At 46.8% G+C, this 26,353-nt stretch carries 28 protein-coding genes; 16 read left to right on the top strand and 12 right to left on the bottom strand.

Annotated elements, in window-relative coordinates; translation table 11 throughout:
• Positions 1 to 11: 11 nt before the first annotated feature.
• The 6 genes from KO533_RS15400 to glnG all read left to right on the top strand — a co-directional run bounded on the left by KO533_RS15400 (position 12) and on the right by glnG (position 6,043).
• Entirely contained in the window at positions 12 to 1,169 is a 1,158-nt protein-coding gene (locus KO533_RS15400) for an iron-containing alcohol dehydrogenase (RefSeq protein WP_219254974.1), read from the top strand.
• Positions 1,170 to 1,228: 59 nt separating this feature from the next.
• Positions 1,229 to 1,921, top strand: coding sequence for a type 1 glutamine amidotransferase domain-containing protein (locus tag KO533_RS15395; protein WP_219254971.1), 693 nt, complete (start codon positions 1,229 to 1,231; stop codon positions 1,919 to 1,921).
• 133 nt (positions 1,922 to 2,054) lie between these two features.
• Positions 2,055 to 2,681 carry a glutathione S-transferase gene (locus tag KO533_RS15390; protein ID WP_168826402.1) on the top strand — a complete coding sequence of 209 codons (627 nt, stop codon included), beginning with the start codon at positions 2,055 to 2,057 and terminating at the stop codon, positions 2,679 to 2,681.
• 204 nt (positions 2,682 to 2,885) lie between these two features.
• Positions 2,886 to 3,392 carry a DUF4124 domain-containing protein gene (locus KO533_RS15385; protein WP_131525137.1) on the top strand — a complete coding sequence of 169 codons (507 nt, stop codon included), beginning with the start codon at positions 2,886 to 2,888 and terminating at the stop codon, positions 3,390 to 3,392.
• Positions 3,393 to 3,545: 153 nt separating this feature from the next.
• Positions 3,546 to 4,592: a nitrogen regulation protein NR(II) gene (gene glnL / locus KO533_RS15380; RefSeq protein ID WP_219254968.1), complete on the top strand. Its 1,047-nt coding sequence runs from the start codon at positions 3,546 to 3,548 to the stop codon at positions 4,590 to 4,592.
• Positions 4,593 to 4,630: 38 nt separating this feature from the next.
• Positions 4,631 to 6,043, top strand: a complete 1,413-nt coding sequence (gene glnG / locus KO533_RS15375; protein WP_219254966.1) for a nitrogen regulation protein NR(I) — start codon at positions 4,631 to 4,633, stop codon at positions 6,041 to 6,043.
• Between the two features lie 138 nt (positions 6,044 to 6,181).
• Here the strand turns inward: glnG and KO533_RS15370 are convergent, their stop codons facing one another.
• The 4 genes from KO533_RS15370 to KO533_RS15355 form a co-directional block, all read right to left on the bottom strand.
• Positions 6,182 to 6,739 (bottom strand): porin family protein, encoded by a 558-nt coding sequence (locus KO533_RS15370; protein ID WP_212600230.1) that lies wholly within the window; start codon positions 6,737 to 6,739, stop codon positions 6,182 to 6,184.
• Positions 6,740 to 6,947: 208 nt separating this feature from the next.
• Entirely contained in the window at positions 6,948 to 7,400 is a 453-nt protein-coding gene (locus tag KO533_RS15365; protein ID WP_198572482.1) for a hypothetical protein, read from the bottom strand.
• Positions 7,401 to 7,414: 14 nt separating this feature from the next.
• Positions 7,415 to 8,305: a cation diffusion facilitator family transporter gene (locus tag KO533_RS15360; protein ID WP_219254964.1), complete on the bottom strand. Its 891-nt coding sequence runs from the start codon at positions 8,303 to 8,305 to the stop codon at positions 7,415 to 7,417.
• Between the two features lie 51 nt (positions 8,306 to 8,356).
• On the bottom strand, positions 8,357 to 8,866 hold the full coding sequence (locus tag KO533_RS15355; protein ID WP_106648427.1) for a Spy/CpxP family protein refolding chaperone: 510 nt from the start codon (positions 8,864 to 8,866) through the stop codon (positions 8,357 to 8,359).
• Positions 8,867 to 9,150: 284 nt separating this feature from the next.
• Here KO533_RS15355 and KO533_RS15350 point away from each other — a divergent pair, with 284 nt between their 5' ends.
• Positions 9,151 to 9,837, top strand: a complete 687-nt coding sequence (locus tag KO533_RS15350; RefSeq protein WP_105251061.1) for a response regulator — start codon at positions 9,151 to 9,153, stop codon at positions 9,835 to 9,837.
• A gap of 14 nt (positions 9,838 to 9,851) precedes the next feature.
• Positions 9,852 to 11,201 (top strand): ATP-binding protein, encoded by a 1,350-nt coding sequence (locus tag KO533_RS15345; RefSeq protein ID WP_105253044.1) that lies wholly within the window; start codon positions 9,852 to 9,854, stop codon positions 11,199 to 11,201.
• 93 nt (positions 11,202 to 11,294) lie between these two features.
• Here the strand turns inward: KO533_RS15345 and KO533_RS15340 are convergent, their stop codons facing one another.
• From KO533_RS15340 to KO533_RS15325, 4 genes are all read right to left on the bottom strand, one after another.
• On the bottom strand, positions 11,295 to 12,275 hold the full coding sequence (locus KO533_RS15340) for an MDR family oxidoreductase (protein WP_219254962.1): 981 nt from the start codon (positions 12,273 to 12,275) through the stop codon (positions 11,295 to 11,297).
• Positions 12,276 to 12,448: 173 nt separating this feature from the next.
• Complete coding sequence (locus KO533_RS15335; protein ID WP_219254959.1) at positions 12,449 to 12,955, bottom strand: ankyrin repeat domain-containing protein; 507 nt, start codon at positions 12,953 to 12,955, stop codon at positions 12,449 to 12,451.
• Positions 12,956 to 13,132: 177 nt separating this feature from the next.
• A complete protein-coding gene (locus tag KO533_RS15330; protein ID WP_275956793.1) occupies positions 13,133 to 14,653 on the bottom strand; it encodes a catalase in 1,521 nt (506 codons plus the stop codon).
• Positions 14,654 to 14,935: 282 nt separating this feature from the next.
• Positions 14,936 to 16,837: a sigma-54-dependent Fis family transcriptional regulator gene (locus tag KO533_RS15325; RefSeq protein WP_219254958.1), complete on the bottom strand. Its 1,902-nt coding sequence runs from the start codon at positions 16,835 to 16,837 to the stop codon at positions 14,936 to 14,938.
• Between the two features lie 381 nt (positions 16,838 to 17,218).
• Between KO533_RS15325 and KO533_RS15320 the strand changes: the two genes are divergently transcribed.
• The gene (locus tag KO533_RS15320; RefSeq protein ID WP_006079725.1) at positions 17,219 to 18,739 is read left to right on the top strand and encodes an aldehyde dehydrogenase family protein; all 1,521 of its coding nucleotides are present in this window, start codon (positions 17,219 to 17,221) and stop codon (positions 18,737 to 18,739) included.
• A 166-nt stretch (positions 18,740 to 18,905) separates the two neighbouring features.
• Here the strand turns inward: KO533_RS15320 and KO533_RS15315 are convergent, their stop codons facing one another.
• Entirely contained in the window at positions 18,906 to 19,409 is a 504-nt protein-coding gene (locus KO533_RS15315; RefSeq protein ID WP_219254956.1) for a hypothetical protein, read from the bottom strand.
• 83 nt (positions 19,410 to 19,492) lie between these two features.
• Positions 19,493 to 19,948, bottom strand: a complete 456-nt coding sequence (locus KO533_RS15310; RefSeq protein ID WP_219254954.1) for a DUF2809 domain-containing protein — start codon at positions 19,946 to 19,948, stop codon at positions 19,493 to 19,495.
• 216 nt (positions 19,949 to 20,164) lie between these two features.
• On the opposite strand from KO533_RS15310, the gene KO533_RS15305 reads away from it, so the two are divergent.
• The 7 genes from KO533_RS15305 (at position 20,165) to KO533_RS15275 (ending at position 24,733) form a co-directional block, all read left to right on the top strand.
• Positions 20,165 to 20,752, top strand: a complete 588-nt coding sequence (locus tag KO533_RS15305) for a cytochrome b/b6 domain-containing protein (RefSeq protein ID WP_219254952.1) — start codon at positions 20,165 to 20,167, stop codon at positions 20,750 to 20,752.
• Between the two features lie 53 nt (positions 20,753 to 20,805).
• Positions 20,806 to 21,252 (top strand): DUF1924 domain-containing protein, encoded by a 447-nt coding sequence (locus KO533_RS15300; RefSeq protein ID WP_219254950.1) that lies wholly within the window; start codon positions 20,806 to 20,808, stop codon positions 21,250 to 21,252.
• Between the two features lie 102 nt (positions 21,253 to 21,354).
• Positions 21,355 to 21,918: a diheme cytochrome c gene (locus tag KO533_RS15295; RefSeq protein WP_219254948.1), complete on the top strand. Its 564-nt coding sequence runs from the start codon at positions 21,355 to 21,357 to the stop codon at positions 21,916 to 21,918.
• Positions 21,911 to 22,177: a PepSY domain-containing protein gene (locus KO533_RS15290; protein ID WP_012196525.1), complete on the top strand. Its 267-nt coding sequence runs from the start codon at positions 21,911 to 21,913 to the stop codon at positions 22,175 to 22,177. The genes KO533_RS15295 and KO533_RS15290 overlap by 8 nt, the downstream gene beginning before the upstream one ends.
• Positions 22,177 to 22,836, top strand: coding sequence for a response regulator transcription factor (locus tag KO533_RS15285; RefSeq protein WP_011787606.1), 660 nt, complete (start codon positions 22,177 to 22,179; stop codon positions 22,834 to 22,836). Before KO533_RS15290 ends, KO533_RS15285 begins: the two co-directional genes overlap by 1 nt.
• A gap of 4 nt (positions 22,837 to 22,840) precedes the next feature.
• Complete coding sequence (locus tag KO533_RS15280) at positions 22,841 to 24,157, top strand: sensor histidine kinase (RefSeq protein ID WP_219254946.1); 1,317 nt, start codon at positions 22,841 to 22,843, stop codon at positions 24,155 to 24,157.
• A 99-nt stretch (positions 24,158 to 24,256) separates the two neighbouring features.
• Positions 24,257 to 24,733, top strand: coding sequence for a GNAT family N-acetyltransferase (locus KO533_RS15275; protein WP_219254944.1), 477 nt, complete (start codon positions 24,257 to 24,259; stop codon positions 24,731 to 24,733).
• Between the two features lie 105 nt (positions 24,734 to 24,838).
• Here KO533_RS15275 and KO533_RS15270 read toward each other — a convergent pair whose 3' ends face one another.
• Positions 24,839 to 25,048 carry a hypothetical protein gene (locus KO533_RS15270; protein WP_105251048.1) on the bottom strand — a complete coding sequence of 70 codons (210 nt, stop codon included), beginning with the start codon at positions 25,046 to 25,048 and terminating at the stop codon, positions 24,839 to 24,841.
• Between the two features lie 409 nt (positions 25,049 to 25,457).
• On the bottom strand, positions 25,458 to 25,970 hold the full coding sequence (locus KO533_RS15265; RefSeq protein WP_105251047.1) for a DUF1993 domain-containing protein: 513 nt from the start codon (positions 25,968 to 25,970) through the stop codon (positions 25,458 to 25,460).
• Positions 25,971 to 26,353: the final 383 nt, after the last annotated feature.

Genomic DNA, 26,353 nt, shown 5'->3' with positions numbered 1-26,353 from the left:
TAACATCATCCATGCTAAATTTTAACTATTACAACCCGACCCGCATCCGTTTTGGTAAAGACACTATCGCCGAAATTGATTCTCTAGTACCGAGCGATGCTAAAGTGATGATCCTCTTTGGCGGCAGCAGTGCTAGAAAAACAGGCACGTTAGACGAAGTTAAACAATCATTGGGTAATCGTTTCGTTGTCGAGTTCGATGGCATTGAGCCAAACCCAACCTATGAAACCTTAATGAAAGCCGTCGCCCAAGTGCGTGAGCAGAATATCGACTTCCTCCTCGCGGTTGGCGGTGGTTCGGTTATCGATGGCACTAAATTTGTGGCCGCTGCAGCGGTATTTGAAGGCGAACCTTGGGACATTCTCACTAGCTGGGGCGCCAATGTGACTCAAGCTATGCCTTTTGGCTCAGTGTTAACCTTACCTGCGACGGGTTCCGAAATGAACAACGCCAGCGTAGTGACCCGCAAATCACTGCAAGCTAAGCTGCCATTCCGTAATGACTTGGTTTATCCACAATTCTCAATACTTGATCCGACGAAAACCTTCACCCTACCAGAGCGCCAAGTGGCCAACGGTGTTGTCGATGCTTTTGTACATATCACAGAGCAATACCTCACTTACCCCGTTAACGCCGCCGTGCAGGACAGATTTGCCGAAGGTCTTTTACAAACCTTGATTGAGCTTGGTCCACAAGTGCTAGTTCAACCCGAAGATTACGACATTCGCGCGAACTTAATGTGGGTTGCCACTATGGCACTCAACGGCACGATTGGCGTCGGTGTTCCCCACGACTGGGCAACCCATATGATTGGCCATGAACTAACTGCACTTTACGATATCGACCATGCGCGCACATTGGCAATCGTACTGCCGGCCCTGTTGCAATGTACAAAAGAGGCTAAGCGCGAAAAGCTACTCCAGTACGCCGACCGCGTGTGGCATATCAACACAGGTAGAGATGACGAGCGCATCGATGTCGCTATTGCAAAAACCAAGGCTTTCTTCGAAGCTATGGGCATACCGACACATTTATCTGCCTATGATCTCGATGCCAGCCATGTTGATACCGTAGTGAAGCAGCTTGAACTGCACGGCATGGTGGCACTCGGCGAACATGGCAACATTGATCCAGCCATGAGCCGTAACATTTTGACCTTAGCCCTATAACGTCAAATGAACTAAACCCAAAGCTCACACGTATTGATGTGAGCAACTTAGGTAAAGGTATGAAAATGAATATATTAATGGTACTCACGTCGCATGATAAACTCGGTGATACCGGTTTAAAAACCGGCTTTTGGCTAGAGGAATTCGCCTCACCTTTTTATGTTTTTAAAGATAAAGGTTTTGACATTACCTTAGCCTCACCCCTGGGCGGTCAACCACCACTCGATCCAAAAAGTGATGAGCCAGACTTTCAGACCGAAGCCACTGCGCGCTTTAGCAAAGATCCTGAGGCTCAAGCACTGCTAGCGAATACCACTCGCTTAAGTGAAATCAATGCAGCCGATTATGATGCGGTTTTTTATCCGGGCGGTCACGGCCCACTGTGGGATCTTGCCGAAGATAAACATTCTATCGCCTTAATTGAACAGTTTTATCAAGCCAATAAACCCCTAGGGCTCGTATGTCATGCGCCTGCTGCATTGCTGCACCCTAAAACCAGTGATGGCAAGCCATTGGTCGGCGGCAAGCGTGTTACCGGTTTCAGCAACTCTGAAGAAGAAGCCGTGCAACTCACTCATGTCGTGCCATTTTTGGTTGAAGACATGCTGAAGAAAAATGGTGGCAATTATGTCAAAGGTGATGACTGGACAAGCTTTGTCGTCGCAGATGGCCATTTGATCACAGGCCAAAATCCGGGATCATCCGAAGCCGTAGCCGAAACCATAGTTGCGCAATTGAACGCGAGAGGCTAAGCGGTAAATACGCGACGCTCAGCTTGAAATGAACAAAGACAGGCGCACAAGTGTGCTAAATACGTTAAAAAGAGCTGTCGCACCATAATAGTGCGACAGCCAAAATGTACTCTCACTGTCCAAAGGAAAGCCCATGATCACCTTGCACCATCTCAATAAATCACGCTCTAAACGTATCATCTGGTTGCTAGAGGAACTCGGTCAACCCTATGAAATTAAGAGTTATCAACGTGATAGCCAGACTTTTCTCGCGCCACCCGAACTTAAGCAAATTCATCCGTTAGGCAAATCACCCGTTATCGAAATGGACGGTCAAGTGATAGCCGAATCGGGCGCGATCACCGAATATCTTATTGAAAAATATGCGGCGGATACCTTAGCCCCCGCCAGAGACAGCGCAGACTATGTCAGTTATCTGCAATGGCTACACTTTGCCGAAAGCTCAGCCATGCTGCCTTTGTTACTGCGTATGTTCGTGCAAAAGGACGGTTGTAAAACCAATTTCCTTGAAGGTTATGCGGCGATAGAAGTCAGTAAGATAAGCCATTACTTCAATGATATGTTGGCCGATAAAACCTATCTTGTTGCAGACAAGCTCACGGGTGCGGATATCATGATGTCCTTTGTGGTAGAACTACTGGCGAACAGTGGCGATCTCGCGAAATTTGAACACATTGAACGCTATGCCACTCAATTATCCCAACATGCCGCTTGGGTCAAAGCGAGTGAGATCGAGAAACAACTCGATGCAAGCCTGTAATTGATGGATAGAATTCGGGCACATGTTAGTGCCCGAGCTTAACCAACTTTAACTAACCCCTGTTTCTTCCGCCCCATTTTCTGTCGACTTTATACCTTCTCTGTGATGACATCCTTAACCACTTAGTGCAACAAACACCATGATTTTTGATGTCAAAGAGACTAATCTTGATTAACTCTATCTCAAGGCTACAGGGACTTTAGCATGCGTTCACTCACACTCATCGGCTTAGTGCTATTTAGCATGTTAGCGCAAGCGACTGTTTATAAATGGGTCGATAAGGATGGCAAAGTCCATTACTCCGATGAGCCGCAGCCAAATGCCCAAGTCGTTGAGCTAAAAGATAAGACCTTAAATCAAATTGCCCTTCCTCTGCCCAAAACAGACTTAAACAGCTCAGTTCAAGCAATTGAATCTATTCAATATCAAGTCAATATTACCTCTCCGACCGAAGAGGAAACCGTCAGAGATAACAATGGCGATTTCGACGTCGTTGCGACTATCACCCCAGAGCTAAAAAGTCAGTATTTGATGGCCCTCAAGCTCGATGGCAACCCCGTCGGTCAGCCGCAAATTGGCGGTACCTTCAAACTCAAAAACATCGACAGAGGTGAACATACCTTAGTCGTTGACGCTTTGACTCAAAACGGCAAAGTCTTTGCATCAAGTTCACCAAGAAAGATATTTCTTCATCAAGCAGCTAAGCGTTAATGTCACTATTTGTATAGTAAAAGTTAGTATAAAAACTTTAAATACATGAAGTTAGATTAACTCCTCCTGACTAAACCGTTTGATGAAGACAAGTTGCAGCTTGCACCAGATTGGTGCACCATAGTGGTGCAACCCTATTTCTAGGAACGGTCGATGGATAAAGAGACACTGCTCAATCATTTAGTTACCGCTGTACTTGTCATAGATAAGGATCTCAAGCCTTGTTATGCCAACGCAGCAGCAGAGCAATTATTAGGTGTTGGTAGCCATAGACTCGTAGAACAAACTTTGCCCGAGCATTATCAAATCCTCGGTGTCGACGCCCAGCTATTAATGGATGCAGTAACAGCCGGCCAAAGCTTAACGGTCAATACGGCAGCACTAGTCACGCTCGATGGCCAACATCATACCGTTGATTTAACCCTTATTCCCCTCGATGACGAGGCAGAACTCAGCCTGCTCGAACTGCGCCAAGTCGACCAACAAAGACGCATTCATCAGCAACTGAGTCAAGATGCACAGCAGCAAGCGGCACAGTTTTTAGTGCGCAACTTAGCCCATGAAATCAAGAATCCTTTAGGCGGCCTTCGCGGTGCGGCGCAGCTATTATCGCGGGAGCTGGATGATCCGGCGCTGAAGGAATTCACTACGCTCATCATAGAGCAGGCCGATCGGCTGCGTAATTTAGTGGACCGCCTGCTCGGCCCCCAAAGACCGACACAGCACAGTCTGCACAACATCCATCAAGTGGTGCAAAAGGTCTATAAGTTAGTTGAAATGGCGCTGCCCGCTAACATCCAGCTCAAACGAGATTACGATCCATCCATTCCCGATATCGAGATGGACCCAGACCAAATGCAGCAAGCTGTGCTGAACATTTTACAAAATGCGGTGCAAGCACTTGAGCATACGGGGGGCGAGATTTTGATCCGCACTCGCACTCAACACCAAGTCACTATAGGTTCACAGCGTCACAAGCTAGTGTTAACCCTATCGATTATCGACAACGGCCCCGGTATACCGCCTGAGCTAATGGACACATTATTTTATCCCATGGTGACAAGCCGTGAGCAAGGTTCAGGTTTAGGCCTCTCGATTGCCCATAATATTGCCCGTTTACACTCGGGAAGGATCGATTGCCTCTCCAGCGCTGGGCACACAGAATTTATCATTTCATTACCAATTTTAAGCGCTAAATAATTTCGACTGTACCTACCCATACCGTATGAGGAAGCAAGATGCGAATTAGTGAACAAGTGTGGATCCTCGACGATGACAGCTCGATACGCTGGGTACTCGAAAAGGCACTGCAAGGTGCTAAGCTCAGCACCGCCAGCTTTGCCGCCGCCGAATCCCTGTGGCAGGCATTAGAAATATCGCAACCGCACGTGATAGTGTCAGACATCCGTATGCCCGGCACGGATGGTTTAAGCCTGCTCGAACGATTGCAAGTGCATTATCCCCATATTCCCGTGATCATTATGACAGCGCACTCAGACTTAGACAGTGCAGTGAGTGCCTATCAAGCGGGCGCATTTGAGTATCTGCCTAAACCCTTCGACATCGATGAGGCTATCTCTCTGGTTGAGCGCGCACTTACCCATGCCACTGAACAGAGCCCTGCACCCGCGCAGGAAGCCCAAGTCAAAACACCCGAAATCATAGGTGAAGCGCCAGCGATGCAGGAAGTGTTTCGCGCCATAGGCAGGCTTTCACGATCATCAATCAGCGTGCTGATCAATGGCCAATCTGGGACGGGTAAAGAGTTAGTGGCTGGCGCGTTACACAAACACAGCCCACGTAAAGATAAACCGTTTATCGCGCTGAACATGGCTGCGATCCCTAAGGATTTAATCGAATCTGAGCTATTCGGCCACGAAAAAGGTGCCTTCACTGGCGCAGCCAATGTGCGCCAAGGTCGCTTCGAACAAGCAAACGGTGGCACGCTCTTTTTAGATGAAATCGGCGATATGCCGTTAGACGTACAAACACGGTTACTCAGAGTGCTCGCCGATGGCCAATTCTACCGCGTCGGAGGTCATAATGCGGTACAAGTCGATGTGCGTATCATAGCGGCGACCCACCAAGATCTTGAATTATTAGTACAAAAAGGTGGCTTTAGAGAGGACTTGTTCCATCGCCTCAACGTGATCCGCGTGCACTTGCCGCCACTATCACAAAGACGAGAAGACATTCCCCAGCTCGCTACCCATTTCCTCGCCTCGGCAGCGAAGGAAATTGGTGTAGAAACTAAAATAATGACCAAGGAAACCGCGGTAAAACTCTCCCAATTACCTTGGCCCGGTAATGTCCGACAACTCGAAAACACCTGTCGTTGGTTAACCGTAATGGCATCGGGGCAAGAAATTTTACCCCAAGATTTACCGCCAGAATTACTGAAAGACCCTGTGAGTGTCACCCACACAACGAAAGGCAGCCAAGATTGGCAATCGGCACTGACTGAGTGGATAGACCAAAAACTCTCGGAAGGAAACAGCGATCTGTTAACTGAGGTGCAGCCCGCATTCGAGCGCATACTGCTAGAAACTGCGCTGCGCCATACTCAAGGCCATAAACAGGAAGCGGCGAAACGTTTAGGCTGGGGACGAAATACCTTAACACGGAAATTAAAAGAACTGTCGATGGATTGAGTAGATAAAATAACATTACTACTCGTTATATCAATACAAGCTTATTCATATCAAACAATAAAAAGGGATATCTTCACATCCCTTTCTATTTGAAATTAATTTTCATTGGCATGAATTAAATATGCCAAATCTAAAAAATTAGAATTGATAATGCATACCTACAGCGAATTGCTTAATATCAGTGTCAATATCTTTTAATCCTAAATAGCTACGGTCGGCATCTAAATCACCTGTAGTGACATCATAGCTTACACGGATATTTAAGTGCTCTGTTACGGCGGCATTAACACCTACACCATAAGTCCAACCAAAACCAGTAAAGTCTTCATCGTAACCATAGCCATCAACATTCGCCGCCATAGATGCAATACCCACTTTGGCATAGGCAGAAAAAATATCATTAATTTGTGCAGTAAATTTAGGTGTGAAGCTTAATGCACCTGCACTAATATCAACATCCTTATCGCCTAAGTCACCAGTGGCAAACAGGTTAGCTTCTAAACCAAACCATTCATTGAAGTTATAGCCACCGTATACACCTACACCAGTACCAGTTTCTGGACCATCAAAAGCATCAGCTGTGACTCTATTTAATGCGCCACCCACATAAAATCCAGTAGTGTCGGTTGCTGCAGAGACTTGAGTGGCAGCTAATGCTGATAATAAAGAGATAGCAACAATTGATAATTTATTCATCATAATTCCCCAATGATTTAACGAAAGTATTAGACTGCGCGGATATTACAATAAGCAATTCTGAAGTGTCATGATTTAAATTATCAAAATACAAATCATACAGCATTGATTCAGCTTGAGTCGGAAAATGGAAGTTATTGTTATTCGTTATGTGGCTAAATAATATTTACTGTAAGTATTATTTTTTAAATTGAAACAACTAACGATTTTAACTTAGCACCCGCAACAATCCTATAAAACTCGCATATAGCCAACGGATGAGGGAACGACGCCTTCTCACATCCAAACATTCGGATACGACAACTCTGCTAGTCGCCACACAAGTAATACGGGTGCACCAAAGGAATAATGGCCAAATATGGACTCGATAAGCTTGGTTAGCAATGTCGAGATCAATTTTCTGCGGTAAGTAATAAAGATGTTTACGCAGGACTAACTGACTCCAAGCCCCCGCTATCACAGGAGATACGGTACTATCCGCTTGATTTACTATCGAAGGTTTCTGTTCCATCAGGAGCGTGATTTCTGTACTCATAGGAATGCTAATGTCAGAAATCACAGATTCGGCTATCAACTCAAAGCGAGTCGATAGCCTATGATAGCGGCATATCAATCGAGTGGAATGATCCCATCTGTGACTTTGCATCTGCATCCATGCCATAGCTTGCCCTTAATTTATGTTTCGTTGACTTCAGGTTTGACTGGATCTTGGTGAATAATCACCTCAGCATCTTCGAAGGCGGCTTTGACTCTTATCCCTGTCGTATCGGCGATATTGTGAGCTTCATTCAAACTCAAATTGCCATCGAGTTCTAAATGAAATTGAATAAAAACAGTTTTGCCTGCTTGACGAGTGCGTAAATCATGCAGCCCTTGCACCCGTGGATCTTCCATCGCGATTTGCGTGATTTGCTGGCGAGTTTCTTCGTCTAGCTCTCTGTCTAACAAGGCTTGAATTGAGCGATAACCTAAGCCAAAGGCTTGATGACCAATATAAAATGCAATCATTACCGCAAATAAACCGTCAGCCCACCACCAACCGTATTGCGCTAATACTAATGCCAACAATACCGCACCATTAAGGAATAAATCTGATTTATAGTGCAGCGAATCAGCTTCAACCACAGTACTTTTTGTCGCCGCTAATGCGCGTTTCTGCAACATGACTAAAGCTAACGTCATCACAATCGCTATGATAGAAACAACTACACCTATGGTGGCATTTTCAACCGGAACAGGTGTTAATAGACGCTCGCCACCATAGAACAGTAATAAAAATGCGGAGCCCATAATAAAGGCGGATTGCGCTAGAGACGCTAACGGTTCAGCCTTACCATGGCCATATCTGTGGTCTTGATCCGGCGGCACAAGCGCGTAACGAATGGCAATAAAATTGATAATAGAAGCGAGAGCATCGGCAAAGGAATCCGTCAAAGATGCCAACATACTGGCAGAGCCGGAATAAAGCCAAGCGAACATCTTGATAAGAATAAGGATCAAAGCGGTAGCCACGGAAGCGCGGCTAGCCAGTTTGACCCAAAAATCGTATTGGGAAGTTTGAGTCATAAGGGATCTATCTTGGGAAGCTATGACCCTATTGTATATCAGCTAAGACGCTTAACCGCGAGGTTCTTTACCAGCTTGTGCTTCAAATCGCGCTTTAAACTTAGCTTGCTGCTCTGGTGTCAGCAGATTAAATATTTGATTATGCAGCTTCATACGTTCAATGGCTTGAATTTGACGCTGCTCTTGCTGCGCACTCATCAGTGCCTTTGCTTGTGTTTCATCAAAACTAGGCGCGGTAATTAAGGCCTGCATCTCAGTGCGATGGGCCAAGCGTTCCTCTTTCGTTGGACGATTATCAGCGCGCGTGGCTTTCTGATCGGCAAACAACTTTTTGACGTCAGCTTTCTGGGCATCCGTTAAATCGAGCCCTTCAAACATACGATGCATGCCACCGTGGTCCATATGTCGGCCGCCATGTTCCATGCGGTCGCCTTTATGGAATTCAGATTTAGAGAAGTCGCAGCCAGCATCCTTAGGTGCTGCATTAACTGCCGTCGCGAAAACCGCAGAACTCGCTAGAATGGCAAACAGGCTCGCTTTCAAAGGTGATAATGTTTTCATAGTGTTAACCTCGATGGTTCAACTTTAATATGGCAAGTAATAAGACACAGTGACGACCCTTTTAAGCCGAGTCACTTTCGACCCTTCCAGTCTAAACCCCTATATGTAAGTGAGGGCGTTGCCTGAGTAAATCACTGTAAAGTTGCGGCAATAACTCTATTCTTTACTTTGGCTTACATTGCTACACAGCAATTGACATCAAAACAGGTATACTCAGCCAAAGCGCTAAAAGTGCCTATGATAAACAGGCATACGAGGCCACATTACAGAGATTAAGGAACAGTATGAGTCGGATATTATTAATCGATGACGATCTGGGGTTATCTGAGCTACTAGGGCAACTGCTCGAGTTAGAAGGGTTTCAATTAACCTTGGCTTACGACGGTAAACAAGGTTTAGATCTGGCACTGACTGCAGATTACGATCTGATCCTACTCGATGTCATGCTGCCTAAATTAAACGGTTTTGAAGTGCTACGCGCACTGCGCCAACATAAACAAACCCCAGTATTAATGCTGACCGCTCGCGGCGATGAAATCGATCGCGTAGTTGGGCTTGAAATCGGCGCCGATGATTATCTGCCAAAGCCGTTTAATGACAGAGAGTTAATCGCCCGTATCCGCGCCATTATTCGTCGTTCGAACTTAACAACCCAAGAAATCCATGCCGCGCCCGCCCAAGAGTTTGGCGATCTACGCTTAGATCCATCGCGCCAAGAAGCTTACTGTAATGAGCAATTAATCATACTCACAGGCACTGAATTCACTCTGCTGCACACCCTAGCACTGCACGCTGGAGAGTTGATGAACAAGGAAGAGTTAAACGAGAAAGTGCTCGGCAAAAAACTCATGCCCTTCGATCGCAGCTTAGACATGCATTTATCGAATCTACGTAAAAAACTCCCCGAGCGTAGCGATGGTCGGCCAAGGGTGAAAACCATCCGTGGCAAAGGTTATATTTGGCTCCCATAACGGCGGTATCGACTGTGCCTAATCGTTTATTTATCAAATTATTGCTCGGATTTTGGCTGTGCAGCTCGCTAATCATTGCCTTAGTGGGTCTGTTACCATTGCTGCAACAAAATCACGACCGTGCGCCACTGCCACCTCACCTTGAAAAAGTCCTATCGACGATAGCTAAGCGCATTCAAGAAAACCCCGCCTTACTGGAATCCGATTTTCTTCGGCGCTGGGAAAGACACAGAGACATGGAAGGTAAACCTCTACGGGTCTATCTTGTCAACAGCCAAGGCCAAGTGATCAACACCCACAGGGTGAGTCGCGGTGTGCGCAGCTTTATGCTGATGGCAGATGAAGAAAAACAACCGATTAGCCATCAGTTTAAAGATGAGCTGGTGTTTGGTCCCTATCAATTTAATCTGGGCGCTGAAACCTATTCACTTTATGGCCGCCTACCGGATAACCATCCACGGCCTTGGTTCTTCTTCTTCGCCGAAAATAAGTTATTAACCTTAAGCCTAGCGATTTTCCTTTCGGGATTATTATGTGGCTTGCTCGCGTGGCATTTAGGTAAAGCATTAAATTCACTCAAAAAAAGTGCGAATGCCCTCGCCGAAGGTGACTTAAGTCACCGTGTCGATAAGTCAACCACACAGCGTAAAGATGAAATAGGCCAATTAGCCAAGGCCTTCAATAGCATGGCCGACTCCATCGAAGCTATGGTGAATAATCAGCAGCGGCTCATGGGGGATATTTCCCATGAACTACGCACCCCATTGACGCGGCTACAGTTATCCCTTGCCCTCGCCCGTAAAAAAGGTCAGCAGACCACCGAAACGGAACGCATAGGTTATGAAGCTGAGCAACTCGAAAAGCTTATCAGTGAATTGTTAGAACTCTCGCGGGTCAAGCTCAGCACTAACGAAACCAAAGTACATTTAGGCTTGGCCGAATCCCTGAGCCAAGTTTTAGACGATGCGGAATTTGAAGCAGAACAGCAAGGTAAAAGCATTACTATCGATATCGATGAAGAAATTGAGTTAGCGCATTTTCCTAAATCACTTTCCCGCGCGATTGAAAACCTGCTGCGTAACGCGATCCGTTATGCCGCAAGCGACATTCACCTGCAGGCGAGTGCGACGGCTGATCAAGTACAAATTACCATAAAAGACGATGGTCCAGGCATAGATGCCGCCGAACTCGATGCCATTTTTAAACCTTTCTACCGCCCAGACTCGGCAAGACAAAGAGAAAGTGGCGGCTGGGGACTTGGGCTGGCAATCACTGAAGCGGCGATTACCGCCCACAAAGGTAAGATTAAAGCCGAGAACCGTATACCAACGGGCCTTAAAGTGACGATTACACTACCGAAATAGCCGATATGAAGAACAAGTATAGGAGGCAGAACTAATTAGTCGTAATTGGCAACACCTCAGTGTTGCCATCGTGTTAAAACGTAGGAAACGGGATTACAGCTTAACTAATACACGTCCAGTGACTTGGCCTTGGATAATTTTATTCGCGAAATCAGGCACCTCTGCCAATGATATCTGCTGACAAGCTTGCTGATAAAAATGTTCGGGTAGTGCTTTAATCACAGCTTCCCACGCCGCTTTTCGCTTCTCAAATGGACAAGAAACGGAGTCGATTCCCAGTAGGCTAACACCCCGTAAAATAAACGGCATAACGGTTGTTGGTAATGCAAAACCGCCCGCTAAACCACAGATAGCGGCGGCGCCACCGTATTGCATTTGCGCTAATGCTTTGGCGAGGATCTTGTTGCCAACGGTATCGACCACACCCGCCCAGCGCTGCGCCTCAAGCGGCTTAGCATCTTGTTCAAGCTCACTGCGATCAATCACTTCTACGGCACCAAGCTCCTTCAATAAAGGCGCATTCTGTTCAACCCGACCACTGCAGGCGACCACACGATAGCCAGCATTGGCGAGCAAAGTCACCGCCACAGAACCCACACCACCACTGGCACCTGTGACAAGAATATCCCCACTTTGCGGTGTTATCCCAGCCTGCTGCAGCGCTTGCACGCACAACATCGCCGTAAGCCCGGCCGTGCCTATCATCATTGCTTTAGCGGCATCACAACCTTGCGGCATGGGCACCAGCCAGTCGGCTTTAACTCGCGCTTTTTGCGCCATACCACCCCAGTGGTTTTCGCCCACACCCCAGCCCGTCAAAATCACCTGATCGCCAACTTGGTATCTTGCATCCGTCGATTCGCGCACCACGCCCGCAAAATCGATGCCTGGTACCATAGGAAACTGACGAATGATTTTGCCAGCACCGGTCACAGCTAAACCATCTTTATAATTCAGCGAGGAATAGGCGACATCAACCAAGACTTCCCCTTCTGGTAAATCAGCGTCTGTGATTTGTGAAACTTGAGCAAACGTACGTTTATCTTCTTGCGTCAGTAGTAAGGCATCAAACATAAATCGCTCTCCGAAAGCCAAACCGTATTAAACGATATTCAAAAAGTTACCATAAAAGGCATAGACATCATTAACAAGCAGACTTATTGCTAATAGTAAATGCTGAGATCTAAACAGATTAAAGATAATGACCCAGAGTGATCGAGCGCAAGAGATGGCAAGATCTAGCGTCTTTATTGCTTCAAACTCGCCTGCTGTAAAGCGCCACTTTGACCCCAGTAGCGGGCAAACTCAGTCAAGGTCATTCCGGCATTATTCGTTAGGCTCGCATCGCATTCTTTCGCGTATAGCCGCTTTACGATATTGAATTCGGCCTTAATCACAGCGCCCATCATTGCCGTATTACCACGCTTATCTTGCAAACAAGCATTAGCACCATGCTCAAGCAATAAATCCGTTACAGCCTCTTGGCCGTTATAAGCCGCCACCATTAGCGCGGTATAGGTTTGACTATTTCTCTGGTCAATAGGGAAGCCCGCATCGAGAAAATGCTCAAGCACTGTGATATCGCCGGTACGCGCTGCAGCAAAAAAGTAGTCCACCAGCAATTGTACTTGTGCGGTATCGGGCTCGTCCGTTTGACTCACAGTTGCGGGTGTCTGAGCCGAACCTGCCCCCATTGCCACCGACATACTCAGGGCCACAATAATCAATAATAAGATAGCAATAGTGTGTTTCATCAATGGCTTCCAGCACAGCTAAAATAGAGATTTAAACAATAAGACGTGACGAAATGCCCGCAAGACGCCCTCTTAAACTGGGCAGAAAAGAGCTTGTTTACGTCTTGCGGGACTTACTAGGTTCGGACTGTTAACGCGCAAATCTCTGCGACCAAAACAGTCCTAAAAATAACAACATCAGATTGAACGCTGTTTAACGTCAGCCAGATCACCCTTTACGGCCTTGGTTAAACGCTCACCAAACTCTGGGTCTGCACGATAAAAGTGACTGAGCATCTGATGTTTCACATTGGTATCGTTCACTTTGCCTAAGTCACCGGCCAAGTTAGTGATCAGATCTGCTCTATCTTGCTTGCTCAAGCTGCGATAAAAGACGCCCGCTTGGCTAAAGTTATCCTGCTTGCTAATAGCCGTTTGTTGCACAGTCCCCGTCAGCGCAGTTGTTACCGCACGATAACGATTATCTTCGGCCAAGGCTAAATGTACGCTCGGTTGATAGTTCACATCGGACTGGGTATGCCCCATATTGCCCGCACCTTCTTGGTTGTGGTTTGCCACCGCCACTAAGGGGTTATTAATCGGCAATTGCGACAAATTCGCGCCGAGTCGATACAGCTGAGTATCGGCGTAGGAGAACATGCGGCCTTGCAGTAATCTGTCTTCCGAAGGCTCAATCCCAGGGATCAAATTCGATGGCGCAAATGCCGCTTGCTCAGTCTCTTGGAAGAAGTTTGCAGGCATGCGGTTCAGCGTCATAGTGCCCACTTTTTGTTCTGGCACATCTAGCCACACCTTAGTGGCGTCTAACGGGTTGTAATCAAACTTATTAAGCTCAGTCGGGTCGAGTAATTGAACGTACAGATCCCACTTAGGATAGTTACCCTTGTTGATCTCACTATAAAGATCATCGGTTAAATGGTTAAAGTTTTGTCCTTGGACTTTAACCACTTCATCGGGACGTAAGCCTTTAACACCTTGCAGACTCTTCCAGTTAAATTTCACGTATTTAACTTGGTTATCTCGATTCACAAATTTGTACGCATGCACACCGAAACCGTCCATTTCACGATAACTGGCAGGTACACCTAAGTTACTGTAAACCTGAGTCAACATATGGGTTGACCCCGCTTCGTGACTGAAAAAATCGAAGAAACGATTCGGATCTTGCATATTGGTCACTGGCGATGGTTTGAGTGAATGCACCATGTCAGGAAACTTGATTGCATCGCGAATGAAGAATACGGGTAAGTTATTACCTACTAAGTCCCAGTTACCTTGGTCCGAATAAAATTTGGTCGCAAACCCTCGGGGATCACGCAGCGTTTCTGGCGAACCTTTCGAGTGGATCACGGTAGAAAAGCGCACAAATACGGGCGTCACTTTACCTTTTTGTGCAAAGGGTGCCGCTTGGGTTAGGTTACTAAAATCGCCACTCGATACAAACTCACCATGGACACCTGTGCCTCTGGCGTGGACGACACGCTCAGGAATACGTTCACGGGCAAAGCGTTGTAGCTTCTGGATAAGCTGCACATCTTGCAATAACACGCTGCCATTACTGCCCGCTGTGGTCGAGTTTTGGTTATCACCCACAGGTGCACCATTGTCACGTGTCAGGGTATTTGTTGGTAAAGTTTGGGCCTGTACATTCAATGTCAGACCCATAGAAATAATTAAAAGGCTTTTAGTAAGATGCATAACAGTTCCTCTTCTATGCATAACGCCAAGCTCTTTTCTGCCTGCCCGCAGTATAGTTCTGAATTTATAATTAGAAGAAACGATCTTTATCGATTATATGAATCAATAAAACCTATTAGACATAAATTGGCAACAACAAAAAGTCACATTGTCAGATACTGAAGCTAGAGATTGTGGACTAAAACCTCTCGGTTTTAGTCTATTGCGAAGTGGATAAACGTGGGGTGATTAGGAGATATTTGGCGATTGATTGAGCTTCGTAACAAGAGCCGTAAGCTAGCATTAATCCTTAAGCCCCATCTGTTTTAATCGACGGTACAAGGCATTACGGCTGATCCCTAAACGCTTAGCGCATTGGCTCACATTGCCATTACAGGCTTGGTATGCCTGCAGCACATTGCTATAAATCGCCTCATTTAGGGAATCCGATTGAACCTTTGTGGCATTCGGCTCCACAGCGAACTTACCACTTTGCAGGGGTGATGCAGAACGTTGACGGCTTACCTCTTTAAATTCATCACATAAAGATGCAGCTTGTAACAGGTCTACTTTTAACGGCTCGCATGTTAGTTTGGCCGCCAGATAATCAGGTAAATGCTGCCAAGTTAAAGTGTCATCGCCTTCAGCCATCAAGCAAGCGACTTGCATGAGGTTATCCAGCTCACGCAAATTCCCCGGCCAGTCGTATTGCATCATTTGCCCTAACAGTTCTGGGCAGATATCCTGCGCGGCGATACGATGTTTACGATGCAATTTATGGATAATACGCTCGATATCCTGCCGCTCACGCAGCGCAGGTAAACGTACTTGCAGACCATTCAATCGATAGAATAAATCCTGCCGAAACAGCCCTTGAGTCACCTGTTGTTCTAAATCCATATGGGTTGCGGCAATGATTTGGATATCGACTTTAAAGCTTTGATTACTGCCAACGGGTACCACTTCGCGCTCTTGCAATACTCTGAGTAAACGACTCTGGGCCGCCAGCGGCATTTCACCGATCTCATCTAAAAATAAAAAGCCGCCGTGAGCTTGGCGAATTTTACCGATAAATCCAGTGCGATTCGCCCCAGTAAAAGCGCCTGCCTGATAACCAAAAAGTTCAGATTCGACTAATTCAGCGGGCAATGCGGCGCAGTTCACTGCCACTAAAGGCTCGGTGCGACGCGCACTCTGGGCATGGAGCTTTTTAACAAACTGCTCTTTACCGACGCCCGTTTCTCCGAGCACTAGCAGCGGAATTTGCTTGGTGATCACCTTATTGGCATGTTGCCAAGCGCGTTCTAATAGAGGATCGCGAAACCTAACCCCCAACTGATTGAGCGATTTATTGCTAATCGCAACTCGACCCTTAGCGCTGGGAATATTTAAGGATTGAGTCTGTAGATGCAAGGCTAAATGCTGATTAAAACCACCCGCACGGCTCCAATTATCGCCTAAGTACTGCTCGACGGTATCGCCCACCTTAGCATGATTAAGCAATTGTTTCGCCATGGGATTGCACCCCACAATGCGACCATCGCTATCGGCAATCACTATACCCTGCCAACCCGAATTCAACAGGTTTGGCTGCGCAGCTAAATCGATTCGATAATGACTATCGGGCAGATGGCACAAAAGCGCGGTCTCGACCTGTTGCGCCAAACTGGACACTAACATCAGCGTCTGCTGAGTGTGCCTTTGCTGCTCGCTGGTGATATCAATCACCCCTAGCATCTCACCTTGGGGGGAAAATATTGGGCAGGCGGTACAACTCATAAAACGATTTTGGCGAATAAAATGTTGCTCACCCACTACAGATACCGCTTGTTTGGCGGTAAGCGCCGTCCCTATAGCATTAGTGCCTTTGTGCTGCTCGAGCCAATTCACCCCAATATCCAAAGCCACATCCGCCAATTTTGTGGAGTAGCGACTCACGCCCCAATGCTTAAGCACATAACCCTCGGCATCGGAGAGCAAGAGTCGGCTATTAGAATGCGCCATCAACTGATTAAACAAAGGCAAGGCATGGGATTGCACTAATGCTATGAGCATTTGATATTGCTCATGTTTCTGCTTTAGTTCGCAGGCATCGAGCCTAAGATCTTGGGGTAACTGAAATTCTGACAAGCCAGCGCCAATGCTGCGCTGCCATGAATCGGCCAACCACGCTTGTGTCGATGGTAAATGCGGTTTAACTGCCATAGCCGTGCTCCCCAGAGCTGTGTTCCGTTTCGGCACAATTGCTGTGTGCCACTCAATGACAAAGTAACCACAGGACACACTTCTCTCCCTGAGTGCCCATACTTATTCAAATCTGCAAAATTAGCTTTTCATCATACTGTTAGCACAACAAGTGTACAACTCCTGCCAGTTTGGCACTCTCCTTGCGATGCACCCTTGGTATGCAAGCCTCAGGTGTTGCATAAGAGAACACTAAGCTAATCAATAGGATTGGCTTAAAGCAAAACGAAAAATATTTAAAAAGGCATCCAGCAGAGATGCATCAACAAGACTCCCTTGCTGAAGCCAAGAGCGTAAAAATCGCCAACGCCCAGCATGCTATCCACAAGAAGGAATGATTCTATGATTTATGCTCAACCCGGAACCGCAGGCGCAATCGTTAACTTCAAAGAAAAATACGCCAACTTTATCGGCGGAAAATGGGTCGCCCCAGTCAATGGCAAATACTTCGACAATCGTTCCCCCGTGAATGGCCAAAACTTTTGCCAAATCCCGCGATCCGATGCACAAGATATTGAATTAGCGTTAGATGCCGCCCACGCAGCCAAAGAAGCATGGGGTAAGACCTCAGTCACCGAGCGCTCAAACCTGTTACTGCGCATTGCCGATCGCGTCGAGCAAAATCTCGAATACTTAGCCGTTGCCGAAACCTGGGAAAACGGTAAAGCGGTACGTGAAACCTTAAATGCAGACTTGCCCTTATTCGTCGATCACTTCCGCTACTTTGCGGGTTGTATCCGCGCACAGGAAGGCAGCGCTGCAGATATTGATGGCAACACAGTCAGTTATCACTTCCCAGAGCCTTTAGGCGTGGTCGGCCAGATCATTCCTTGGAACTTCCCGCTCTTAATGGCCGCATGGAAAATCGCACCTGCGCTGGCGGCGGGTAACTGTGTGGTACTCAAGCCTGCGGAGCAGACGCCAGTCTCGATTCTGGTCTTGCTCGAGCTAATTGAAGACCTATTACCCGCGGGTATTCTTAACGTAGTCAACGGCTTTGGTGCCGAAGCGGGACAAGCACTGGCCACCAGCAAACGCATCGCTAAGCTTGCGTTTACGGGCTCCACCGAAATTGGCTATCACATTTTAAAATGCGCCGCCGAATCCTTAATTCCATCGACCGTTGAGCTTGGCGGTAAGTCGCCTAACGTGTTTTTTGCCGATGTGATGGACCATGAAGACGAATATTTAAATAAGGCCGTCGAAGGCATGTTGCTGGCCTTCTTCAACCAAGGTGAAGTCTGTACTTGCCCATCTCGGGTGCTAGTCCAAGAATCGATTTTTGATCGCTTTATCGAAAAAGTGCTCGCCCGTGCGCAAACCATTAAGCAAGGTGATCCCTTAGATACCGACACTCAAGTTGGCGCTCAAGCCTCTAAAGAACAGTTCGATAAAATCTTAAGTTACTTAGCCATAGGTAAGGCTGAAGGTGCAGAAGTGCTATTGGGAGGCACACTTTGCCAACTCGATGGCGGACAAAGCGAAGGCTATTACATCAGCCCAACCATTATGAAAGGCCACAATAAGATGCGTATCTTCCAAGAAGAGATCTTCGGCCCCGTCATTTCGGTCACCACCTTTAAAGATGAAGCCGAAGCCTTAGCGATCGCGAACGATACTGAGTACGGCCTAGGTGCTGGTGTGTGGACGCGTGATATGAACACGGCTCAACGTATGGGACGTGGCATTCAAGCTGGCCGCGTGTGGATTAACTGTTACCACGCCTATCCTGCCCATGCCGCCTTTGGTGGTTACAAAAAATCCGGCATCGGTCGCGAAACCCATAAGATGATGCTCAACCACTATCAAAATACTAAGAATCTCTTGGTGAGTTACGATGTGAATCCTTTAGGTTTCTTCTAAGGTTTTTGGGGCTCAAACAAGCTGATGTGAGGAAGCTTTTATTAGGTTTTTAAACGTCTTTGCAAGCAGGCTTATAAAACTTTCCGCATGAGTAATCGATACAAGTGATAAACATGAAAGGGCGAATAGCCCTTTCTTTTTTAACTGAATTTAATTCAAACCTCACTCAGTTTATATTATCAATCCGCGCTAAACGCTGAGCTAATTCAGCAAGAGAGGAGGCTGTTTGTGGATCGCTTTGGGGATCGATAACTTCAACCAGTTTAAGTTTTGGCTGAAAAGGTAACCAAGAACTGCCCGTTGTCATCACTAAATCCAGCACAAACTGACCGTAATAGTGCAACCTCAGTCGGTTATCTGTCATAGGCCAATGGGCATAAAGCAGAAAAGAATCGTACATTTGCGCCAAAGAGGTTGTCGCAATGAGCTTAAACCCTTCATCAAGCAGACTAAACTCGGTCGATTCTTCGAAGGGACAATCGAAAGAAGTGATGACCAAATACCCCAAGGTTTTATTGGATAAAACGCAGCGATATTGGCCTTCAATCACTAGGCCTGCAATAAAAGTGTGAGTAGGTTGGCCATTGAAATACAGGGGTATTTTCAGTGGATTAGGCTCAAACCCATAGGCATGCTCTGTTAGCAGTGAAAACCCCGTTATCGGCTGCATCCCTTACCCCACTTATCTCGTCTACCTATCTCGCCTACTTATCCGCGAAAACACACGTCACGCGGCTCTTGCGGATTCAAATACTAGGACTGGCGGCTTTTCCAATAACAGCCCACTAAGATCAAGTAACCGACAAAATATGCCACGAGATCAAGTGGATCAAAATGGCTACCTATCACTATTCGCGCCAATCGATTTCCACCCAAGCCTAACTTATCGACTAAGCCCCAATACTGGCCAAACTCGATGGCAAAGGCAAACAGCAATACCGCAAACGCCAGCCAAGGAGTTTGAAAAAAGCGTTTAATACCCTCGTCTGTACTATTGGCTACCGGATTGACTACTGGGGGTACAACAACGCGCACCATGCAAAACAGTAAGATCACCACCAATACATCGCCCACAAAACCACGAATAAAACCCGCAGGTGCATATAAGGCGATTAATACTTCGGTCAAAAATAATAAAACGGCATAAATACAAAAGGATTTACGACTCGGATTGCGGCTGATAAAAGCGCGAATAACGGCGGTAGACATAAATAAGTTAATCCCTTCACTCGGTTGAGATGGCAGAATTTACCTTAATACCAATAGGTTAACAAGGACACTTGAGTTGACATTTAACACTCGCCACCCGAGCAAGCGCACCACTCACCCCCATCAATTAGATAAATGTTCGCGCCTCAAAATTTAAGCGAGGTTTAAGTTTGGGTTAAGTAGCCTACACCTAAACCCACTTAGGAGCGTCACACCATGTCATCAAACACACTGCAAACCATCAAAGTCTGGGACCTGTTGATCCGCATATTCCATTGGTCACTCGTCGGCTTTTTTGCCTTAGCCTACCTCACTGAAGGCGAAGACGAGTGGATGACCATCCACAGTTACGCAGGTTATAGCATCTTAATTTTACTGGTGTTTCGCCTGCTGTGGGGCGTGATGGGTACCCACAATGCGCGCTTTAGCAACTTTATCACTCGCCCTAAAGAAGTGCTGGTGTACCTCAAAGGGCTCATCACGGGCAAAGCCAAAGACTACATAGGCCATAACCCCGCTGGGGCAATGATGATAGTGGCCTTGATTGCCAGCATCGCCATCACGGGATTCTCAGGCATAGCTCTGTACGCAACCGACGGGCACGGCCCATTAGCCACAAGCTTTTTCGCCACTTTGCCCGAAGGCCCCATAAAAGAAGTCCATGAATTCTTTGCCAACTTCACAGTGTTCCTTGTGGTCATCCATGTTGGCGGCGTCATCGTCAGCAGCCTATTACACAAAGAAAACTTAGTCAGAGCCATGGTCACGGGCAAGAAACAACGCCCAGTGGAACAAGAAGATTAATCCATTAGCCATTTTGCTTAGCAATAAGACATCCAGCCCAAAAGGAATGCCCTATGAACAGATTAACCAGACACACGAATAAAAGTCGCCTTGCGATAATAGCGATTTCCACCTTGCTGCTGACTAGCCTTAGCGTTAGCGCCGCCAACAGTAAAGTGCAAAGCCTGCCACTTAGCGCCGAGCGTATCGGCACGCAACTGCAAAGCTATCAAGCCCAAGGCGCTGGACCCTTTACCGCCGCCGCAGGACAAAAGCTTTGGCTACAGGACATGGACGGTCGAAGCTGCGCCAGTTGCCATACCGCCAAAGTCACGGACATGGGGATGCACCACAATACCCGTAAACCCATTGACCCTATGGCGCCGTCGATTACCGCAGATCGGTTAACCGACTCAGCCAAAATTGAGAAATGGTTTACCCGTAACTGTAACTGGACCTTTAAACGCGACTGCACGCCACAGGAAAAAGGCGATGCCTTACTCTGGTTAAGCCTGCAATAACCGCCAAATGTCGACCATATTACTCATTCAATAACTCATTTAATTAAATCGATTAATTTCAATACCTTCCACAGAAGGTAACGACACAAAAAGGAAGATGTCATGACTCAACAAGCACACCCTATTAGCTGGCTCCTCGGCTCATCACTCACAGCCGCGGCATTAGCCATTGGCGTTATCGGCATCAGCCTAACCTTAACCGGCACAGGCTATGCCGACGATGGCCGCGAGCTCAGCCGCGCTGTTCCACAAAATGCGGAATATACGGCAGAATGTGGCAGCTGCCACATGGCTTATCCCGCGAACTTACTCCCCGCCGACAAGTGGCGCGCCATTACCGCAAATCTTGATAATCACTTTGGTGACAACGCCAGTCTAGATCCTCAAGTCACTGCTAGAATTGAGGAATATCTGGTTCAACATGCGGCGCAAAATGGTAAGGTGATGAAAAACAGCACGCCGCTGCTCGTAGGGTCTGGGCCGCAGAAGATCACAGAACAGGCATTTTTTATTCGCAAACACGATGAGATCCCAAGGCGTATGGTGCAAGATAACCCCAAAGTCGGCTCATTCAGTCAATGCAGCAATTGTCACAACCTCGCAGAGAAGGGCATATTCGATGAAGATACCGTTAATATTCCTGGCTTTGGCCGTTGGGATGATTAGCAGCCCCAGCTGCAATGCCCACGACGATGATCTTTCAAACAAGGTGGTCGAGTGGGTTAAGGAGGGCAAGGTTTTGCCCTTCGACACCATAATGCAACGCTATGAATCACGACTAAAGGGACGGTTGCTCGATCTCGAAGTCGAGCAAAAACATGGAAGGATCATCTACGAGCTCGAAATCCTTCGTGACGATGGCATAGTGTATGAAATCAAGATTGACGCCAAAACCGGCGAGTGGCTAAAGGAAAAGGTCGACTGATGCGTTTGCTATTGATTGAAGATGATACTGATCTGGTCGCGCGCCTCATCCCCGCCCTTAACAAGGCGGGTTATACCGTCGAGCACGCCGATAACGGTATCGACGGTGCCTTTTTAGGCGAAGAAGAAAACTTCGAAGCCGTGATCCTCGATCTCGGTTTACCCGGCAAACCCGGTTTACAAGTCCTCGGCCAATGGCGACAAAAAGGCTTGGCTATGCCAGTGCTTATTCTCACCGCCCGTGATGCGTGGCACGAACGGGTCGATGGCCTCAAGGCGGGTGCCGATGATTACCTCGGCAAGCCTTTTCACATCGAAGAACTACTCGCAAGGCTCGAAGTGTTGATTCGCCGCCACTTTGGCCGCGCCGACAATGTGTTGCAGCATGCAGGCGTCTCCCTCGATGTCGACAAACAAGCTGTCACTAATGTTGATGGTGCAGTGATAGAACTGACTAAGATTGAATATCGTCTGCTGCATTACTTAATGGTCAATCCCAGCAAAATCGTCTCTAAGTCAGAGCTCAGTGAACGCATTTACGAAGAAGATCAAATCAAAGACAGCAATGTCATCGAAGTGTACGTCAACCGCCTGCGCCAACGCTTAGGCAAGGATTATATCGAAACCCGCCGCGGCCAAGGTTATCGACTCAAGGAGTAAAGGCGTGTATTCACTCAAGGGTTATCTGACGCGCAATCTGCTGATCACGCTCACCTTTGCCATGGTGCTGTTATTGTATTTTCTATACCAAGGCATCCAAATATTAACCCAAGACTTTGTCGCTTCGCGTCTACAACACGATGCCGACAGCCTGATCTCCGCCCTGAATCATAATCCCGATGGCACATGGGCGCTCACCACCGACAGCTTGCCCAATGTGTACCACAGGGTTAATTCTGGGCATTATTTTGCGATTCAAATCGGCGAGCAAACTCTGCGTTCACGCTCCCTATTCGACCATAACGTGAACATGCCTAAACTGACCGCTGGTGAGCAACACCAAGCCACTGAGTTTGTCAGCAAAGAGCATTGGCTGATGTTCAGTCAGGCCGTTATCAAAGATGATCAATTAGTTACCCTGTGGGTGACAGAAGATATTAGCTCGCTTGAACAAACCCAAGTGCAGTTTTTAGCCTTTGCCAGCGCAGCCGTGTTGCTCACGATTGTCATTCTATTAATAGCACAGTATCAATTACTTAAACGCGGTTTTAAACCCTTAGAGCAGATGCCAGAAGCTATACGGCAAATGCGCACCCAAGGGCAAGAAATCAATCCTGACCAAGTGCCAAGTGAGATAGTCCCACTGATCGAAGAGATAGATCGTTTAGTCAGTCAATTGGGCCAGCGAGTACAACGCTCCCGTAATGCCTTGGGTAACTTAGCCCACGAAATGAAACGTCCGTTACAAGGGCTGCAGTCCTACCTAGAAAGCCTTCCACCAGAACAGCGGAGTGAGGGCAGCAAGGTGCTCGCAAACCTGCACCACATCATCGAGAGAGAGCTTAAGCGCACTAAGATTGTTGGCCTGTCCACTCCAGGGCGTTATACCGTGCTCGATGACGATCTTGCGCCGCTAATCAAAGTAATGCAGCGCATTTACCCAGACCGCATTATTCATAGCCATTACACGAGCGGCTTAGTAATGCCATTTGATCGGGATGACTTACTCGAACTCTTAGGCAACTTGCTGGATAATGCCTGCAAGCATGGTCGCAAAAATATTGAGATCCATATCAGTCAGCAAAACGTGCCAACCACAGGCTATGGGATAGAAGTGAGTGATGATGGCGAAGGCGTCTCCGATGCCGCGCTGTCCGTTATCATTGAGCGCGGCATTCGGCTAGATGAAAGCATCCAGGGCCATGGTTTAGGATTATCTATCTGCAAAGATATCGTTGACAGTTATCAAGGCGAACTCGGTTTTAGCCATGCGAAACAAGGCGGGCTTAAAGCCAGCGTATTTCTGCCGCTCCCGAGTTAAACGGTATACTCACTCGGCCTGTGCCCACTGAGTTCATGCAAGCCAATAGAGGGTATAATTTGCCCATTCCCCCTTTCAGCAATCAGTCTAGAGATTTATATGAAAGTTATCGACCTAAAATCGGCCCCGCAGCACATTCCACAATTGGCGGAGTGGCATCATCAAGCATGGGCACATTTGATTTCTGCGGATGCTTCAGTCACTACGTTGATTGAGGAAATGAACGAGTATTTAACTGACGCCGCCATCCCCAAGATGTTTATCTGCGAACAGGCAAATCAAGTGATGGGATCATCTTCATTAATCATCGCAGATATGGACAGCCGAACTGACTTAAGCCCGTGGCTCGCCAATGTGTATGTGAATGCAGACCATCGAAATAAAGGATTAGGTAAGTTGCTAGTCAATGCCGTCATTGAGCATGCTAGAGCGATTGGTTTACAGAAAATCTATTTATTTACTGCAGATAAAGCCGATTTTTATCGAGCGCTGGGTTGGTCAATGATTTCGCATGAAGATTATAAGGGCGAGATGGTCACGATAATGGAGTATGAATTAAGTCAGCAAAGTTACTAAGTTACTAAGTTAAGAGAGCAAGCTCCACGACGGACGTCGTGAAGCTGTACATGCGGGCTAAATATCTAAATGTGATATCCAATACTTAGCGACAAGCCGATGGCTTTAGTCAATTTCAATATCCACACCGAAACGATTGGATAGTTGGCGTTGCTCGTGCAGAATTTCAATTCGGCGGCGAGTGTCTTGGGTCAACTTGTCTTTGAGGCGCAAACCACTGGTAATGGCGGCTTTTTTGGCTTTCTTGCTCTTCATCGGTAAATCAGTTGTCGTTGCATCCGTAGGACTCTCGACGGCTTGAGATTCGATAGACATAGCTAACTCCTTTAATTAGAACCTTAAATAGGCTCTTCCAGTAAATCCCTGCTCTAGACGAAAAAACAGGTCATCTATAATGAGTCAATTCGCCATTCACTATTTAAGTAACAGATAATTTGGCGACTCATAAACTTACGGTCCATATCATTCACCTAAGCCAACAAGATTAAATACATGCTGATAGGATGAAGATGATCGAGACATAAGGTCGAAATGAAAAACTGAGTATTGATTTACTTCATCGACGCAACAGAACCCTAACGAGTCCTAAATTTCCCGGCGACAAAGCGGCATAACATAAGTAAAGAAAGAACAGGTAGTAATGCAGAAAGGTTGGTAAGCTCGAGCGGCAAAGCGCTGCTGCGCAACAATTAGGCTACGCAACAGTACTACATCTAGCCTAGATTTACGACTTATATGGCATAGCGCCGAGGTAATCTTTCTTGCCAATTTCAACACCGTTGTGGCGCAAAATCGCGTAGGCTGTTGTTACATGGAAGTAAATGTTCGGAATAGCGTGCTCAATGGCAAACTCATAACCCGTCAGATATTTTCCTTCCCAACGCGGTTGTGAGACATGGATCGTGGCCGCATTAGCAAAATCATCCGCTTTGAACGTCGCTAAGTAATCTAATACTGAGCTAATACGCGCTTGTAACTCAGCTAAAGTCGTTTCGCTATCATCGTGCTTTGGCACTGTATCTAAGTTATCGGTCAAACGTGCCACGCCAATTTTGGCAGTATCGCAGGCAATCTGAACTTGGCGAATAAGATTGAATTGATCCGGCGCTAAACGTGAGTTTAATAGAACCGACATATCAACTTTCTTGAGGTTTGCGAAGCATTCGCCTTTTTCAAGAATAACGCTTAAATTTTTCAGCATCTTGCTAAATTGTACAACCGTTAAATCATAAAGCATGGCATGGACCTCATTGATGGACGCTACAAAACTGCAGCACTTAAGACGATCTTGGGGCAAATTACTCAATTTCAATCATTCTTGGAATTTAAGTATCTGCTTAATAATAAATACTTCAATATAAACGATATTAAGTCAATTAGGACAAGAAAAAGATAGACGTTACCTGTAGGGATAGAGCGTCAGCTACAAGCTAAGAGATTAAAATTATCTCGGACTGATCCGAATAACAATAACGTACACTCGTAGGAATTGGGATGGCCGGCTATGACGATAACCACATGCTTCGAGCCCGAAGCATTAGCGTCACTGACACGAAATATCCACAACGCCATAACGAAAAAAGCCTCATCTTTCGATGAGGCTTATCTCTTAATGTTGGC

The organism is Shewanella sp. NKUCC05_KAH (assembly GCF_019345585.1).
Taxonomy (GTDB): domain Bacteria; phylum Pseudomonadota; class Gammaproteobacteria; order Enterobacterales; family Shewanellaceae; genus Shewanella; species Shewanella oncorhynchi.
Note: the sequence above shows the minus strand (reverse complement) of the source record. Positions and strands in the feature narration are given on the sequence as shown.